The organism is Micromonospora rhizosphaerae (assembly GCF_900091465.1).
Classification (GTDB): Bacteria; Actinomycetota; Actinomycetes; order Mycobacteriales; family Micromonosporaceae; genus Micromonospora; species Micromonospora rhizosphaerae.
Map to the genome: position 1 here is coordinate 6,459,221 of NZ_FMHV01000002.1, position 15,704 is coordinate 6,474,924.

Sequence of the window (15,704 nt, forward strand, 5' to 3'; positions counted from 1 at the left end):
CGGTCCGTCGCCAGGGACCACCGGGTCAGCGGACAGGGGCGGCGCTCGGGCCGCCGGCGGTCAGGCGGCGCAGGTGGTGGCGGGCAGCCCGGACACCGGGACGGGGGACCGGCCGCCCGGTCGGGCCTTGCCGGCGAGCACCCCGGCCAGCGCGGTCATCGACGCGCGGCTGGACGAATAGGTCGCCAGCAGCGTCGGCGACTTCGCCCCCGCCAGCACGTACGGGGTGTCCATGGCCACCGTCACCGCGGCGTCGGCGCGCAGGTCGCCGGCGTCGTCGCCGTACCCGACCAGGTGCACCAACGTGCCACCGCTCGGCACGACCTTCACCCCGGCCGCGGTGAGCGCCCCGGCCAGCGCCGCCCGGGTCCGGTCCCGCCCTCCGGAGGAGGTGACGGTGACCGGGCCGGTCACCGGGCCCCCGCAGCGGCCGCGCAGCACGGTGACCGCGGCGGCCGCCAGGTCGTTCGCCGCCTTGCGGTGGGCCGGGCTGTTCAGGGTGGACATCTCCGGGGCCGGCCGGTCGGCCAGCTTGAACTTCATGGTGAGCACCCGGGTGACCGCCTCCACCAGCCGGGCCCGCGGCAACGAGCCCTCCCGGAGGGCGGCGAGCAGTCCGTGGTACGCCTGGCTGACGTTCGGGGTCATCAGGATGAGGTCGTTGCCGGCGTTGAGCGCCCGGACCGCCGCCTCGCCGGGCGACCAGCGCTTGGCCGGCGGCATGTTCATCCCGTCGGTGATCACGACGCCCTGGAAGCCGAGCTGGCCGCGGAGCACGTCGGTGAGGAGCTTGCGGGAGAAGGTGGCCGGGGTGCCCGGGTCGACCGCCTTCACGTCCAGGTGGGCGGACATCACCGCCATCGCGCCGGCGTCGATCCCCGCGGTGAACGGCGGGAACGCGGTGCGGTCCAGCACCGGCCGGGGCTGGGCGACCACCGGCAGGTCCTTGTGCGAGTCGGCACCGGTCAGCCCGTGCCCGGGGAAGTGCTTGACGCTGGCCGCCACCCCGGCGGCCTGCAGGCCCTTCACCGCGCCGGCCACCTGTGCGGACGCGTTCTTCGGGTCGGCGCCGAAGGAGCGGGAGCCGATCACGGTGCTGCGGGTGGCGAGCACATCGGCGACCGGGGCGAAGTCGAGGTTGATGCCCATCGCGGCGAGTTCCGCGCCGGCGACCCGCCAGGCGGCCTCGGTCAGCGCCGGGTTCCCGGCCGCGCCGGCCGCCAGCGGGCTGGGCAGCAGGGTCACCCCGTCGGTGATCCGGGTGACCACGCCGTACTCCTGGTCGGTGCCGATCAGGAAGGGGGCCGGGCCGGCGGGGAGCTTCCCCGCGGCCGCGCGCAGCCCGGTGGTCAGATCCCGGACCTGCCGGGGGTTGTCGACGTTGGTGGTGGCCTGGTTGCCGGAGGTGGGGTCGTCGGCGCTGAAGCCGACCAGGATCACCCCGCCGAGCCGGAACTTCGCCACCATCTCGGCCGGGGTGTCGACCCCGGCGAGGGTTCGGTTGCCGGCGGCCGACCCGGGCGACACCCGGGTGGCCGAGCTGCCGTAGGCGTACGGCATCAGCACCTGGCCGACCAGGTCCTCGTCGGCGAGCGCGCGCACCAGGGCCGCGGCGCGGGCCGCCGGGTCGCCGGCGGTCGGGGTCGGCGCGGGGGCCGCGGCGGAGGGGCTCGGCGGTGGGGTGGAACGCGGTCGTCTCGACCCTCCCGCGCAGCCGGAGACGAGCAGCGCGGTCAGTGCGGCGAGCGCGACGCCGGCACGTCGCGGGGCAATCGACACGCGGCCCATCCCACCAGTTCACCGTTTATCGGGCAACTTGACCTTCCGTCAGCCGACCCGGGTGAGCAGGGTCACCGGCGCTCCGTCGCCCGCGTACCGGTAGGGCTCGAGCTCGGCGTCCCAGGCGGTACCGAGCGCCTTGTCGAGGGCGTGCGCGAGCGCCTCCGGGGCGCGGGCGGCGGCCATGATGCTGCGCAGCCGGTCCTCGCCGAGCTGGATGTCGCCGGCCGCGCCGACGGTGGCCCGGAAGAGGTCCCGCCCCGGGACGTACATGAACCGCTCGCCGTCCGTGCCGGGGCTGGGCTCCTCGGTCACCTCGAAACGGATCATGGGCCACTGCCGGAGGGCAGCAGCCAGTTCGGCGCCCGTCCCCGGGCTACCGGTCCACCCGCACTCGGCGCGCCGGGCGCCGGGATCCACGGGCTGGGCCGTCCACTGCAGGTCGACCGGCGCGGCGAGGACGCGCGCGATCGCCCACTCGACGTGCGAGCACACGGCGAGCGGGGTCGAGTGGACGTATACGACGCCACGCGTTGGCACGGTGACCTCCCGGAGAGCGAGGTGCGTCTTCCCCTACGACCTCGTTCACCCGAGTGGTGTCTGGAACACATGATGACCCGTGTGACGGATGGTGCGCCAGCGAATCGGAAAATTCGCCGGTCGGAATAGTCGGACGGGTGAGCCGGTTGACCCCCATGACGGCGCGATGACCAGCCAGGTGTCGTGCTCGTGTACAGTTCTCTGGGCGGTTCTGTGCCGCCGCACGTCTTCGCGGGCCGAGGCTCATCCGGGCGTCACCCGCAACAGCCCCCGGACTTTTTTCAGTCCTCCCGTACGTCTGCAAGGAGTACCTCCGTGGCGAGCAACACCTCTAAGACCGCGCGCGCGTCAGTCCGGGCCGGCCAGGCTGGCCAGGGTGGCGCCCTCAGCGTGCTGGGCGAGTTCAAGTACCTGATCCCGCTCAACGGCGGCAAGCACGCCTACGTGCGCAACCTGACCAACGGCAAGACCGCGCACCTGCGCACCGACTCCGAGGCCTTCGTCGAGGAGATCCGGGCGCTGGCCGCCGCCGGCCACGCCGCCAAGATCCGGGCGGAGATCAACAGCCTCGCCGCCGCTCACCCGCAGCACGGCTGGGACGCCACCGAGAAGCGCCTCGTCGAGGCTGGCGTCTTCGAGGGCTGAGCCCTCTCCGCAACATAACGAACCGCCCGTCGGGTCATCCCGGCGGGCGGTTCGCTGTCTCCTCCTCTGCCAGCAGGGTGACCTCGCCGGTGGCCAGGTCGTACACGGCACCGACCACGGCCACCTCCCCGCTGGCGACCGGCCCGGCGAGCAGATCGTCGGCGCGCAGCGTGGCCACCGTGCGCAGCACGTGCCGGCGTACCGCCATCGGATGGGCCCGGGGATCGTCCGCGCCCACCTCGGAGACCGCCGGGGCGATCTGGTCCACCACGTACGCCAACGAGCCGCCCGGCCGCTCCCCGGTGCGCAGGGTGTCCACGGCCGAGGCGACCGCCCCGCAGCGCTCGTGCCCGAGCACCATCACCAGCGGCACCCCGAGCTGGCCGACCACGTACTCGATCGAGCCGCAGACCGCCCGGTCCAGCACGTGCGCGCCGGTGCGGATCACGCAGATCGACCCGAAGGTCTGGTCGAAGATCGCCTCCAGCGGGACCCGCGAGTCGATACAGCCGAGCAGCACGGCGTACGGCTCCTGGTCGCCGGAGGCGACGGCCGCCGCGGCGGTCACGTCGTGGCCGTGCACGGGCTGACCGCTGACGAAGCGGCGGTTTCCGGCGAGCAGCTCGGCGAGGGCCGTACGGGGCGTGCGGCCGGCCGACATCCGCCGAGGCGAGGACATGCCCACCAGCCTGGTCGCCGATCCGACGCCGCGGGCGCCGGTTGCGAATCTTCTCACCACCACGATTGGCGTGTTGTCATGATGGGTAGCCGGTGTTACCGCCGGGTTAACCCGGTGTGAAGCGACACCGGGCGGCCTGGGGGAGGCGGCGATGCCGGAGCACCTGGAGCTACGGCTTCCCGACGACGTACGCCTGCACGTCGAGGCGACCGGGCCGCGCGACGCCGAAGTCACCGTGATCCTGCTGCACGGCTGGACGCTGGACGGGCGGGCCTGGCACCATCAGCTCGCCCACCTGCGGGAACGCTTCGGCGACCGGGTCCGCGTGGTCAGCTACGACGCCCGGGGGCACGGCCGGTCCAGCTGCATGCCGCTGCGCACGGCCACCCTGGCCCAGCTCGGCGACGACCTGGCCGCGGTGGTCGACGAGGTCGCCCCGACCGGTCGGGTGGTGCTCGTCGGGCACTCGATGGGTGGGATGACCGTGATGGAGTACGCCCACCGCCACCCGGCGCACTTCGCCGCCCGCACCACCGGCCTGGTCTTCGTTTCCACCACCGCCGAGGGGCACACGCACACCGTCTACGGGCTGTCGCCGCGGATCGCCCGGTTGATCCGGCTCGCCGAGACCACCGGCGCCGGGGTGCTGGCCCGGTGCGGGTCCTGGCGCCCGCCCCGGGCGCTGCTGCGCGCGTTGCGACCCAGCATCCGCTGGATGCTCTTCGGGGACCGCTCCGAAGCGGCCGACATCCGGCTGGTCACCTCCGCGGTGGCCCGTGCCTCGCTGCGCTCGATCGGCGGGTTCCGCGCCTCCATCGGGGCCCAGCACCGGCTGGACACCCTCGCCGAGCTGGCCCACCTACCGGCCGCCGCGCTGGTCGGCGACCGGGACCGGCTCACCCCGCCGCCGTGCGCGGAGTCGATCGCTGCGGCGCTGCCGACCACCGAGCTGACCGTCTGCCCGGGCGCCGGGCACATGCTGATGATGGAACGGCCGGACGAGGTCAACGCGGCGCTGACCGGGGTGCTCCGGCAGGTGCTGGAGCGGCCCGGCCTGGGCGGCGCCCGCACCGGGACCGGGGACGCACCGGCTGCCGGGGTGGGAACGGCCGGATAACGGGCAACCGGGACGGGGTGTTCCGGGAACCGGCATGGCCCTCGCGAGGGCTGACGTGCTGGCCCGTACCCTCATTCAGCGCGTCATGCCCCACCGCCGTGACCACAGGAGCCACCCCGTTGACCGACCAGACCACCCTGGACCGCGAGATCGCCGTCGAACAGCGGCATCTCGACCGGGTGTACGCCCGCCTGGCCGAACTGCGTCGGTCGGCCGCCGACGCCGAGCGGGAGGGCTACCGGCTGGCCCGGGTCGGCAACTTCGGGGCGCTGGTCGAACGGGACGCGATGGTCTTCCACGCGGCGCAGCGCCGGCACGTGCTGGAGGCCGAGCACGAGGGGCTGGTCTTCGGCCGGCTCGACCTGAGTGCGGGTCAGGTGCTGCACGTGGGACGGCTCGGGGTGCGCGGCGAGAACGCCGAGACGTTGGTGGTGGACTGGCGGGCACCGGCCGCCGCCGCCTTCTACCAGGCGACGCCGGCCGAGCCGTTGGGCGTGGTGCGGCGACGCACCATCCAGTCCTCCGCCGAGAAGGTGACCCGGATCGAGGACGACCTGCTCGATCCCGCCGCAGCGCCGCCGGACATGGCGGTGGTCGGCGACGGGGCGCTGCTGGCCACCCTGTCCCGCGCCACCGGCCGGGGCATGCGCGACATCGTTGCCACCATCCAGCGCGAGCAGGACCAGGCGATCCGCTCCCCCGGCTCCGGAGTCACGATCGTCTCCGGCGGCCCGGGCACCGGCAAGACCGCGGTGGCCCTGCACCGGGCCGCGTACCTGCTCTACTCCGACCGCAACCGGTACGCCGGCGGCGGGATCCTGGTGGTCGGCCCGTCCACCGTCTTCGTCCAGTACATCGCCTCGGTGCTCCCCTCGCTCGGTGAGGAGAACGCCACCCTGCACTCGCTCGGCTCGCTCTTCCCCGGCATGTCCGCCACCCGGACCGACCCGCCCGAGGTGGCGGCGGTGAAGGGGTCGCTGCGGATGCGCCGGGTGCTGGAGCGCGCGGTCCGGGACGCGGTGCCGGACTCGCCGGAGGAGCTGCGCCTGCTCTACCGCGGCGAGCTGCTCCGGCTGGAGCGCCGGGAGCTCGACGGCATCCGGGACCGGGCACTGCCGAGGGGCGCGCGCCGCAATGAGGTGCGCCGCGCCGCCTTCGACGCCGTCCTCTCGGCGCTGTACGCACAGGCCCGCCAGCTGCGCGTCGGCCGGCTGCCGGAGCAGCGCGCCTTCGAGGACGAGATCATCGAGCGGCCCGAGTTCCGGGAGTTTCTCAAGGCGTGGTGGCCCCGGCTGCACCCTCGGCACGTGCTCGGCTGGCTGACCCGCCCCGACCGGCTACGCCGGTACGCGGGCGGCATCCTCGCCGGCAGCGAGATCCGGCTGCTCTCCGCCGCGTACCGGAGCCTGGACACCGAGGGGCTGACCATCGCCGACATCGCGCTGCTGGACGAGTTGGACGCGCTGCTGGGCAAGCCGGTGCAGCGGGCGAAGCCCAGGCGCGACCCGTTCCAGCTCGCCGGTGGCGTTCGCGAGCTGAGCACCTTCGCCGACCGGCAGCGCGCGGCCCGGGCCGCGGCGCGGGAGCGGCCGGCGGACTACCGCGAGTACGCGCACGTGGTGGTCGACGAGGCGCAGGACGTGTCGCCGATGCAGTGGCGGATGATCGGCCGGCGGGGCCGGCTGGCGTCCTGGACGGTGGTGGGGGATCCGGCGCAGACCGCCTGGACCGGCGACGCGGAGGAGCTGACCCGGGCCCGGGACCAGGCCCTCGGCCGGCGCCGCCGGCACCAGTTCACGCTGACCACCAACTACCGCAACTCGGCGGAGATCTTCGCGGTCGCGGCGGCGGAGATCCGCCGGCTCTACCCCGAGCTGCCGCTGCCCACCGCGGTCCGCTCCACCGGTGTGGCACCCGTCGAGCGGACCGTGCCGGCGGCCGAGCTGCCCGCGGCCACGGTCGAGGCGGCGGGCACCCTGCTCGGCGAGGTCGAGGGGACGGTCGGCGTGATCACGCCGGTGCCGCGTCGGGACGAGGTGGCCGGCTGGCTGGGCGAACTGGGCGGCTCCCGGCTCCAGGTGGTGACGAGCCTGCAGGCCAAGGGCATGGAGTACGACGGCGTCGTGCTGGTCGCGCCGAGCGAGATCCGGGCCGATCCGGGGTCCGGGGTGCGGACCCTCTACGTGGCCCTCTCCCGCGCCACCCAGCGCCTCACCACGATCGACCCGGTCACCTGATCGGGGGCCTGGGCCGGGTGGGCAGCGGGCAATCACTTGCATATATAGCGATGTGAACATAGATTGGATCGGGCCCGGGCGAAGGACGGAGGGTGTGGGCGTGGGCGCAGGTCATGGGCACCACGGCTCGGTCACCAACGCCGCACAGCGCCACCGTGGCCGGCTCTGGGGCGCCTTCGGGCTGCTCACCGCCCTGATGCTGGTCGAGGCAGCGACCGCGTTCGCGACCGGCTCGCTGGCCCTGCTCTCCGACGCCGGGCACATGTTCACCGACGTGCTGGGCATCGGCATGGCGCTCGCCGCGATCACCGCGACCCGGCGCGCCGACACCGACCCCCAGCGCACCTTCGGGCTCTACCGACTGGAGGTGCTGGCCGCGCTGGCCAACGCGGTGCTGCTCGGCGGCGTCGCGGTCTACGTGCTGATCGAGGCGGTACGCCGGTTCGGTCAGCCACCGGAGGTGCTGGCCGGGCCGATGCTCGCGGTGGCGCTGCTCGGCCTGCTGGCCAACCTCGCCGCCTTCGCCCTGCTGCGCGGCGGCGCGCAGGTGAGCATCAACCTGCGCGGGGCCTACCTGGAGGTGCTGGGCGACCTGCTCGGCTCGCTCGGGGTGATCGCCGCGGCGCTGATCATCGCGCTCACCGACTGGTGGTGGGTCGACCCGCTGGTGGCCGTTGCGATCGGGCTGTTCATCCTGCCCCGCACCTGGCGGCTGGGGCGGGCCGCCGTCCGCATCCTGGTGCAGGCCGCCCCGGAGCACCTCCAGGTGACCGCGGTGCACGACCGGCTGGCCGCGGTGCCCGGCGTCGCCGAGGTGCACGACCTGCACGTCTGGACGCTGACCTCCGGGATGGAGGTGGCCTCGGCCCACCTCACCATCGCTCCCGGGGCGGATCTGGGCGAGGTGCTGGCCGCCGCGCGGACGGCCCTGCACGAGGACTTCCAGATCGATCACGCCACGTTGCAGATCGAGCCCGGAGCGTCGCCCGGGTCCTGTAGCGCCGTCGAGTGGTAATTAGGGCAAACTTAAATCTGCGTGGTTGTTGTCCATCAATGCCGGTTTCGTCCGGTCTCGCGCCGGTAGGCTCGGTCGCGGCCTCCGCCGAGCGGCGCCCTCCGGCGCCTGCGGTGGCCGTCGCCTAATCGCCCGCCTGCGGCGAGCCGGGGAACCACGTTCGTGGGGTGCATCCGCCTCAGCGCGGTAGGGATCTTCCGTCCCGAACCCGTCAGCTAACCCGGTCGGCGGCTGACGGAAGGACACCTGAATGCCATCAGTGGCACCCGTACGACGGACGGCCGCCCGATTGGCGGCCCTGCTCGTCGCGGCGCTCGCCCTCGGCGTCGCAGCCGCGCCGGTCGGCACCGCCGTGGCGGCTCCCCCGACCGGCCTGCTCGCCCCCGCTCCCGGTGGCGACGACGAGGGCGGCACCCCGGAGCTGCGGGCCCAGCTCGAGGCGGCCAGCAAGGGCTGGCTGGAGGCGAAGGCGGCGTTGGCCCGCTCGGTCAGCCGGCAGCAGCAGCTCACCGGCCAGCTCAAGACGATCGAGGCCGAGCTGAACGTCCGGGCCGCCAAGGTCGGTGAGATCGCCGGGGTCGCGTACCGGACCGGGCGGCTCAGCGCGGCGTCGGCCCTGCTCAACAGCGCCACGCCGGAAGGCTTCATGGACCGCGCGGCCGCGCTGGACCAGGTCGCCGCCAACGAGGACCGAGCGCTGCGCGACCTGGTCGAGACCCGGGACCAGGCCACCCGGACCCGGACCGCGCTGAACGTCGAGATCCAGCAACAGCGCAAGCAGGTCGCCGTGATGGCCAAGCGCAAGCAGCAGGCCGAACGCGCGCTGCAGGTGGCCAACAACCGGGCCGCCGGCGGCGCCACCCGGGGTACGTCCACCGCCAACGCCGATCCGGCCCCGCGCAACGCCGACGGCTCCTGGCCGCCGGAGTCGTGCAGCGTGAACGACCCGACCCCGGCGGACGGCTGCATCACCCCGCGCATGCTGCACGCGCTGCAGGAGGCCAAGGCGGCGGGCTTCACCCGGTACGTCTCCTGCTACCGACCGAGCGGGTCGGGCGAGCACCCGAAGGGCAGGGCCTGCGACTTCGCGGCGCAGCAGGACGGCTTCGGCGGAGTGGCCTCCGGCGGCGACCGGACCTACGGTGACAACCTGGCGGCGTACTTCGTCCGCAACGCCGACCCGCTGGCCGTGCTCTACGTGATCTGGTTCAAGCAGATCTGGCTGCCGAGCAGCGGGTGGAAGGCGTACAGCGGCGGCAACGGCGACCCGTCCAGCGACCACACCAACCACGTGCACGTCTCGGTCTACTGACCCCCGCGTCGGTGGCCCGCCCGATCCGGCAGGCCACCCGACACGGACTACGCCCCTGGACGTACGCGGGATGTCGCCGCCGGTGCCACGACGCGGCGGTGTCGGCGGACGAGCATCGGGGTCATGAGCCGACTCTCCCCCGCCGCCCGCAAGGCCCTGCTGACCCTGCACCTGGTCACCTCGCTCGGCTGGCTCGGCGCGGACCTGGTGCTGCTCACCCTGGGCATCGTCGGGCTGCGCGGCGCCGATCCCGCGGTGGTCTACCCGGCGGCGGGACTCGTCGTCACCTACCTCTTCGCGCCGCTGAGCGTGGTGGTCTGGCTGGTCGGGGTGGCGACCGCGCTGCTCACCCCGTGGGGGCTGCTGCGTTGGCGTTGGGTGCTGGTCAAACTCGTGCTCACCACCGTCATGCTCGGCCTGGTCCTGCTGCTGCTGATGCCGACCGTGCGTGGGCTCGGCGAGCTGGGTCCGGCGGTGACCACCCGCGACCGGCTCGACCTGGTGATCCCGCCGATGGTCTCCACCAGCGTGCTGATCGTGGCCACCGTGCTCTCCACCTACAAGCCGTGGGGTCGCCGCCGGGTCCGGGCCGGTGGGAACCGGCGGCCCGTGGCCGCGGGTCGGCCCTGAGCGACCACCGCCGGCTCAGCTCGCGGCGTCCGGGCCGCGCTCGAGGGCCGCGCCGAGCCGGGTGGCGAGCCCCAGATGGGCGGCCCGGGCCTGCCGGAAGGCGTACCCGAACAGGGGCGCCGGTGCGGAGAGGGTGATCTCGACGTCGATCCGGACCACGCCGGCCGGCTCGTCCTTGAACCGGGTGTGGTTGCGCACGGTGGTGGCGGGCCACTGCCGGGCCACGGTCACCACCTCGTCCTCGGTCGCGATCAGCACGTCGGCCTGGTAGGTGACCGGGAAGCGCAGCGGCCCGACCGCCAGCCGGTCGGTGATCGCGTAGCTGGCCAGCGCGCCGGGCCGGGGCGGCACCCGGCGGACCGCGACGACCAGCGGGTGCAGCTCGCCCTGGCGGGTCAGATCGCCGAGGAGCGCCAACGCGTCCGCCCGGGAGCAGCGCGCCTGGACGGTGTAGCTGAACGTGTCCCGGCTTAGCACCTCGTCCACCCCTCACCGTCGGCGGTCCGCCCGATCGTCCCGTACGCCGGCCGGCCAGGCAACGGCTGGCCGGACATGGCGGCTGCCGGGGCTGGACGATCTCCGGGATCAACCGGGGCGCGAACGCCGGCCGCGCGGTGCTGCACTCGGGCACGGTGGGCGCCGCGTTCACCGCCGCCGCGAACGGTTGCCGGGCGATGGCGGTCTCCCTCGACGTGCTCTCCGCCGGGGAGGCCACGGCCGCCAGCGGGGGCGCCGCGGTGGCGGCAGCCGTCCGGGTGCGCGACGCCGAACGCCACTGGTCCACGGCGGCCCGGGTCGCCCTCGACCTGCTGCCCCGGCTGCTGGCCGGGCCGGTGGAGAGCGTGCTCAACGTCAACGCGCCGGACCTGCCGCACGGGCGGCTGCGCGGGGTGCGCCAGGGCTCGCTGGCCACCTTCGGTCAGGTGCAGATGACGGTCGCCGAGTCGGGGCACGGCTTCGTACGCACCTCACTGCAGGAGCCCGGACAGGCCGCCCAGCCCGGCACCGGCCTCGCCCTGCTGGCCGACGGGTACGCCTCGGTCACCGCCGTCCGGGCGGTCACCGAGGTCTCCGACGTGGATCTCGCCAACCTCGGCGCAACGGATGACTGAGCCGCTCCGGCGGGATGCCCGGACGACGGTGGGGCGGACGAGGGGCGGTCAGGCGCCGGGAAGGACCTCGCGGGTGGCCGCGGCGAAGTAGGGCTCCGGGGCGCCGAAGAGGCCGAGCAGGCCGGTGACCCAGAGCTGCCGGTGCACGAACCGGCTCGGCTCGATCACCACGAGCTTGACGCCGCTGACCTCGCAGGTCTGGAAGCCGGCGACCATGGCGCTGATGCCGACGGAGTCGATGAAGGTGACCAACCGCATGTTCAGCTCGATACGGGACGGACGCCCCTTGGCGAGCACCTCGGCGATCGCATCACGCACCTCGTACGCGGTGTCGACGTCGATCTCGCCCCGCGGGACGATCTGAACGACACCACCCGGCATAACCGACTTCACGATCGACAGGCTCACGCGAGCACCTCCACTCGCCCGTAACCGGGCGCCTCATCAGTACGCGGGCCGCGACCGAGAGTATTCCTCCGACGGCCTCGGTCGCCACCCCTCGGGATGAGCAATTCGCGGACTGGGCACACCTGGGCACCCGGATCCGAAACTTCCGGTTCCCACTCTCTCGACGACGGGTTTCTCACTCTTCAACGAACGACCGGGGCCGGCCGATCCGCCGAACCAGGGTAGCGGTCCGAGGCGGGCCGGGCGCGCACCCGAACGTCGGCGCGTTCGGGTGATTGACCTCTCGCACCTGCAGGGTTTGCGCCGCCGCCGGGCTGGGCACGGTGGAGCGAACAGTCCGCGCCGGACAGACGCCGGAGTCCGAAATGGCCGCCGGGCTTCGGCACCCCGAGGAGGTAAGCACGATGTTCGGAACCACCCTGCTGGAACGCCGCAGCAAGCCCGAGCGAATCGCGGACCAGGCGTGGCAGCACCTGGTCTCCGCCGTCAGCTCCGCCGGTGACAGCGTCCGGGACACCGCCCGGTCGGCCCGCCGCAGCGGCTCGGGCCTGGCGGACGAGGCCACCGACCTGGTCGGCTCCGCCGCCGACGAGGCCCGCCGCCGGGCCACCCTCGCCTTCGACGCGCTCGCCGGCCGCCGCCCGGCGCTGCCGTGGACCCTGCTGGTCAGCGCCACGCTGGTCGGCGCGGCGATCGGCTGGGCCGCCGGCACCGCCGCCCGGGCCGCCGGCAGCCGGTACCGGGCGGTCGACGGCATCGAGTTCGTGGACGTGGACCGGCCGAACTCCCCCGTCGGCCTGGACGGCTGACATCCCGCGCCGACGACATGGCGGTGCCCCCCGGCCCGGGGGGCACCGCCATTCGCCTGATCAGAACGCGGTGACGTTCGCCGGCGCTCGCTCGGCCCGGCTGAGCGCGCGGAGCACGGCCGGCTGCCCGTGCCGGCGTACGGCCAGCCGGGCGAGCAGGGCGAGCACCGGGTCCAGCACCTCGGCGGGCAGCTCGGGGGTGGGCACGCCGACGCTGACCGCCAGGTCGTCGGAGTGCACCGCGATCTCCATCAGCCGGGTGGTCAGGTAGTCCTCCAGGGTGAGTGACCAGGGCCCCCGGGCGAAGTGCACCACCCGCCCGTCCGGCTCGGCCGGCAGGGCAACGGCCAGCTCCTCCACGGTGGCCCGAGCGTCGGCCACCAGCGCCTCCGGGCCGTCGGCGGCGACCCGCTCCCCGGACCGCCGGACACCCACGTTCACCTCGTCGTCGAGGGCCGCGCCGATCCAGGTGCCGCGGGCGTAGTGGCCGAGCAGGCCGACCGGCTCGCCGGCGGGGACCGGCTCGGCCAGCACCCCGGGCACCGCCAGCAGCTGCCAGGCGAGGTGACCGGCCAGCCCGCCGACCCGGAACTCGGCGAGCGCGCTCGGGGAGTCCCACCGCTGCGCCACCGCCGGGGCGGCGAGCAGTTCCACCGCAGAACGCGCGGCGGTCAGGTAGACCGTCCTGATCGGATGCATCGGGCGTACCCCTCTCTCACGGATCCGGTCCCCGAGCCTACCCACGAAGATCAGCGGGACGGCCGGTCCAGGTGGTAGATGATCCCGTCGCCGACCGTCTCCCGGCGGATCCCGAGACCGTCCACCGGTCGTCCGGCCGCGTCCCACCACGGGTACCGGCCGCGTACCCGGGCAGCAGCACCACCGTGCGCACCCCGGCGGCCCGCAGGTACGCCACCGAGGCCGGGTCCGGGAAGGTCTCGCTCGCCGCGCGGATCCGCTCCTGGCTCGCCGGGGTGAACGAGGCGAGCCCGTTGACCAGCCGCGGGAAGCCGTCGGTCGACCAGAGCATGACGTGGAACTCCCGGGTGCCGTCGCTGGGCAGCACCAGGGCCGGGCCGTCCAGCCCGCGCAGCGCCGCCGGCTCGGCGGGCACCGGCACGCGCGGGGTGCGGTTGACCCCCTCCAGCAGCACCAGCAGCAGCGGCAGGACCAGGACGGGGCGGCCCCACCGCCGCCAGCCCCGGGCACCCGGCGGAAGCTCCGAGCGGCGTACGGTCAGCGCCCCGGCGGCCAGGACGCCGAGCAGCAGCGTCGTCCAGAGCACCAGCCGGCCCGGGGTGCGGATGCCGTCCCAGCCGGGCACGTGCCGCACCAGCGTGACGTAGCCGGGATCGCCGTCGCCGCCCAACGTGGTGCCGGCCGCCAGCGCGGCGCTGAGCAGCACCCCGAGCGCCAGCGCCACCCGGTGCCGGACCCGCCGCACGGAGAAGAGGAGCCCGGCGCCGGCCAGCCCGAGCAGCACCACCCCCGGCAGCAGGGTCATCTCGGTGGGGAAACCCAGCGTCGCCCGGACCGCCGCGTGCGGTTCACCCCACAACCACGACTCGGGCGGCGCGGTCAGGAACCCGCGTACCGGCGGGGAGAACATGGCGACCTGCGCGACCGTCCGCCGGCCGGCCGGATGCCGGGCCACCACCTCGAAGTACGGCGCGGCCATCAGCAGGGTCACCCCGGCGAAGCCGCTGCCGCCGGCCAGGGCGGCCAGGAGCAGCCCGCGCGGGACGACCGGCCGGGACCGGCGCCGCCACCACGACCGGCCGTACCCGACCGCCGCGGCGAGGCAGAGCAGCCCGAGGACGTACGCGAAGGGCAGGCCGATGCCGAAGCCGAGGGTGATCTGCCAGGCGGCCACGGCCCAGCCGGCCGCCGCCCAGCCCGGGTCGGACCCGGTCCGGCCGGTAGCCCCGGCGCAGCGACCAGCCGTGCCCCCGGGCGAGCATGGCCAGCGAGAGCGCGGCCCGCGAGATGGGCGTATCACCCGGTTTGCCGGAGCACGAGGTGCAAGATCGACGGGTGCCGGGGCGGCGGTGGGGTCACCCCGGGTGGGTGAGGTCGGGTCACCCCGGGTGGCGACAGGATCAGTGGTGGGTGCGTGTCCGTTGCCGGGGGCCGGCCCACGGGGCCGCCCTCCCGATCCCGATCCGAAGGAGTGACCGATGGCCACCGCGACGATCACCCGTAACAACCAGGAGATCCAGTCGGACGTGCTCGACGAGCTGACCTGGGAACCCCGCGTCCGCGCCAACGAGGTCGGGGTGACCGTCACCGACGGGGTGGTGACGCTGAGCGGCTGGGTCGACAGCTACGCCAAGAAGTGGGCCGCCGAACGGGCCGCGCACCGGGTGTCCGGGGTGCGGGCGGTCGCCAACGACCTGGCCGTCCGGATCGCCACCGCCGCCGAGCGCAGCGACCCGGAGATCGCCACGGCGGCCAGCCGGGCCCTGGAGTGGGACGCTTTCGTGCCGATCGAGGCCCTCGACGTGACCGTGGCGGACGGCTGGGTCACGCTGCACGGCGAGGTCGAGTGGGAGTACCAGCGGCGCGCCGCCGAGCGGTCGGTCAGCCGGTTGACCGGTGTGCGCGGGGTGACCAACGGGATCACGGTGCGGCCGGCGACCCGGCCCGACGCCCGCGAACTGGCCGACCGGATCGTGGACGCGCTCGCCCGCAACCGCGCGACCGAGATCGAGGGGATCAGGGTCCTGGTACGCGGCGACACGATTGTCCTCGATGGCGTGGTGCAATCGGTGCCGGAACGCGAGGAGGTGGAGCGGGTCGTCTGGTCCGCGCCGGGAATCCGCGAGGTGCAGAACCACGTAACCGTGGCCCGCTGAGCGCCGAGCCGCGGATGACCACGCCACTGCAGGTCGTCAGCGCCAAGCTGCGGATCCCGGTGACCGAGACCGACCACGCCCGCGGCCCGGCGGACGCCCCGGTCACCATCGTCGAGTACGCCGACTTCCAGTGCCGGTTCTGCGGGGCCGCGCACGCGAGCCTGGCCGAGGTGCTGCGCCAGCGTGCCGACGTGGTCCGCCTGGTCTACCGGCACTTCCCCATCGCCAACGTGCACCCGTACGCGGAGAGCGCGGCGGAGGTGGCCGAGGCGGCCGGGCGGCGAAACCGGTTCTGGGCGATGCACGACTGGCTCTTCGAGCACCAGGACCAGCTGGACCCGGTGCACCTGTCGCTCGGCGTGGAGCAGCTCGGGCTGCCGCCGGACGAGGTCGGCGCGGAGGTGGAGCGGCAGGCGCACGCCGACCGGGTCCGCCGGGACTTCGTCGGCGGCATCCACAGCGGGGTGAAGGGCATCCCGACCCTGTTCGTCAACGAGGTCCGCCACGACGGGGGCTACAACGTGGCGGAGCTGCTGGCCGCGGTGGACGTTGCGGCCACTGCCTGA

The 15,704-nt window shown here is 74.2% G+C and carries 17 protein-coding genes and 1 riboswitch; of the genes, 10 read left to right on the forward strand and 7 right to left on the reverse strand.

Annotated elements, in window-relative coordinates:
* Positions 1-60 precede the first annotated feature (60 nt).
* The gene (locus tag GA0070624_RS30350) at positions 61-1,788 is read right to left on the reverse strand and encodes a glycoside hydrolase family 3 protein (RefSeq protein ID WP_091346587.1); all 1,728 of its coding nucleotides are present in this window, start codon (positions 1,786-1,788) and stop codon (positions 61-63) included.
* Positions 1,789-1,827: 39 nt separating this feature from the next.
* Positions 1,828-2,319 carry a DUF3145 domain-containing protein gene (locus tag GA0070624_RS30355; protein WP_091346589.1) on the reverse strand — a complete coding sequence of 164 codons (492 nt, stop codon included), beginning with the start codon at positions 2,317-2,319 and terminating at the stop codon, positions 1,828-1,830.
* Positions 2,320-2,634: 315 nt separating this feature from the next.
* Here GA0070624_RS30355 and GA0070624_RS30360 point away from each other — a divergent pair, with 315 nt between their 5' ends.
* On the forward strand, positions 2,635-2,964 hold the full coding sequence (locus GA0070624_RS30360) for a hypothetical protein (RefSeq protein WP_091346591.1): 330 nt from the start codon (positions 2,635-2,637) through the stop codon (positions 2,962-2,964).
* Between the two features lie 34 nt (positions 2,965-2,998).
* Here GA0070624_RS30360 and GA0070624_RS30365 read toward each other — a convergent pair whose 3' ends face one another.
* Complete coding sequence (locus tag GA0070624_RS30365; protein ID WP_245719066.1) at positions 2,999-3,643, reverse strand: carbonic anhydrase; 645 nt, start codon at positions 3,641-3,643, stop codon at positions 2,999-3,001.
* 151 nt (positions 3,644-3,794) lie between these two features.
* Here GA0070624_RS30365 and GA0070624_RS30370 point away from each other — a divergent pair, with 151 nt between their 5' ends.
* The 5 genes from GA0070624_RS30370 to GA0070624_RS30390 all read left to right on the forward strand — a co-directional run bounded on the left by GA0070624_RS30370 (position 3,795) and on the right by GA0070624_RS30390 (position 9,954).
* Positions 3,795-4,760 carry an alpha/beta fold hydrolase gene (locus GA0070624_RS30370; RefSeq protein WP_091346595.1) on the forward strand — a complete coding sequence of 322 codons (966 nt, stop codon included), beginning with the start codon at positions 3,795-3,797 and terminating at the stop codon, positions 4,758-4,760.
* 119 nt (positions 4,761-4,879) lie between these two features.
* Positions 4,880-6,997, forward strand: a complete 2,118-nt coding sequence (locus GA0070624_RS30375) for a HelD family protein (protein ID WP_091346597.1) — start codon at positions 4,880-4,882, stop codon at positions 6,995-6,997.
* A 100-nt stretch (positions 6,998-7,097) separates the two neighbouring features.
* Positions 7,098-8,012: a cation diffusion facilitator family transporter gene (locus GA0070624_RS30380; RefSeq protein ID WP_091350157.1), complete on the forward strand. Its 915-nt coding sequence runs from the start codon at positions 7,098-7,100 to the stop codon at positions 8,010-8,012.
* Positions 8,013-8,123: 111 nt separating this feature from the next.
* Positions 8,124-8,258, forward strand: a riboswitch (cyclic di-AMP (ydaO/yuaA leader).
* A gap of 4 nt (positions 8,259-8,262) precedes the next feature.
* Positions 8,263-9,324: a coiled-coil domain-containing protein gene (locus GA0070624_RS30385; RefSeq protein ID WP_091346599.1), complete on the forward strand. Its 1,062-nt coding sequence runs from the start codon at positions 8,263-8,265 to the stop codon at positions 9,322-9,324.
* Between the two features lie 123 nt (positions 9,325-9,447).
* Positions 9,448-9,954: a hypothetical protein gene (locus GA0070624_RS30390; protein ID WP_091346601.1), complete on the forward strand. Its 507-nt coding sequence runs from the start codon at positions 9,448-9,450 to the stop codon at positions 9,952-9,954.
* A gap of 15 nt (positions 9,955-9,969) precedes the next feature.
* Here the strand turns inward: GA0070624_RS30390 and GA0070624_RS30395 are convergent, their stop codons facing one another.
* Positions 9,970-10,440 carry an SRPBCC family protein gene (locus GA0070624_RS30395; protein ID WP_245719067.1) on the reverse strand — a complete coding sequence of 157 codons (471 nt, stop codon included), beginning with the start codon at positions 10,438-10,440 and terminating at the stop codon, positions 9,970-9,972.
* Between the two features lie 98 nt (positions 10,441-10,538).
* Here GA0070624_RS30395 and GA0070624_RS30400 point away from each other — a divergent pair, with 98 nt between their 5' ends.
* Positions 10,539-11,066, forward strand: coding sequence for a 5'/3'-nucleotidase SurE (locus tag GA0070624_RS30400; RefSeq protein ID WP_281181055.1), 528 nt, complete (start codon positions 10,539-10,541; stop codon positions 11,064-11,066).
* A gap of 48 nt (positions 11,067-11,114) precedes the next feature.
* Here the strand turns inward: GA0070624_RS30400 and GA0070624_RS30405 are convergent, their stop codons facing one another.
* Positions 11,115-11,474, reverse strand: a complete 360-nt coding sequence (locus tag GA0070624_RS30405; protein ID WP_091346603.1) for an STAS domain-containing protein — start codon at positions 11,472-11,474, stop codon at positions 11,115-11,117.
* A 404-nt stretch (positions 11,475-11,878) separates the two neighbouring features.
* Between GA0070624_RS30405 and GA0070624_RS30410 the strand changes: the two genes are divergently transcribed.
* Entirely contained in the window at positions 11,879-12,283 is a 405-nt protein-coding gene (locus tag GA0070624_RS30410) for a hypothetical protein (protein WP_091350164.1), read from the forward strand.
* 60 nt (positions 12,284-12,343) lie between these two features.
* On the opposite strand, the gene GA0070624_RS30415 is transcribed toward GA0070624_RS30410, so the two are convergent.
* Both GA0070624_RS30415 and GA0070624_RS30420 read right to left on the reverse strand, forming a co-directional pair.
* Positions 12,344-12,982: a maleylpyruvate isomerase N-terminal domain-containing protein gene (locus GA0070624_RS30415; protein ID WP_091346605.1), complete on the reverse strand. Its 639-nt coding sequence runs from the start codon at positions 12,980-12,982 to the stop codon at positions 12,344-12,346.
* A gap of 37 nt (positions 12,983-13,019) precedes the next feature.
* Positions 13,020-14,156, reverse strand: coding sequence for a hypothetical protein (locus GA0070624_RS30420; RefSeq protein WP_091346607.1), 1,137 nt, complete (start codon positions 14,154-14,156; stop codon positions 13,020-13,022).
* Positions 14,157-14,460: 304 nt separating this feature from the next.
* Here GA0070624_RS30420 and GA0070624_RS30425 point away from each other — a divergent pair, with 304 nt between their 5' ends.
* Positions 14,461-15,138, forward strand: a complete 678-nt coding sequence (locus tag GA0070624_RS30425; protein ID WP_091346609.1) for a BON domain-containing protein — start codon at positions 14,461-14,463, stop codon at positions 15,136-15,138.
* Positions 15,139-15,152: 14 nt separating this feature from the next.
* Positions 15,153-15,704, forward strand: a complete 552-nt coding sequence (locus tag GA0070624_RS30430; protein ID WP_091346611.1) for a DsbA family protein — start codon at positions 15,153-15,155, stop codon at positions 15,702-15,704.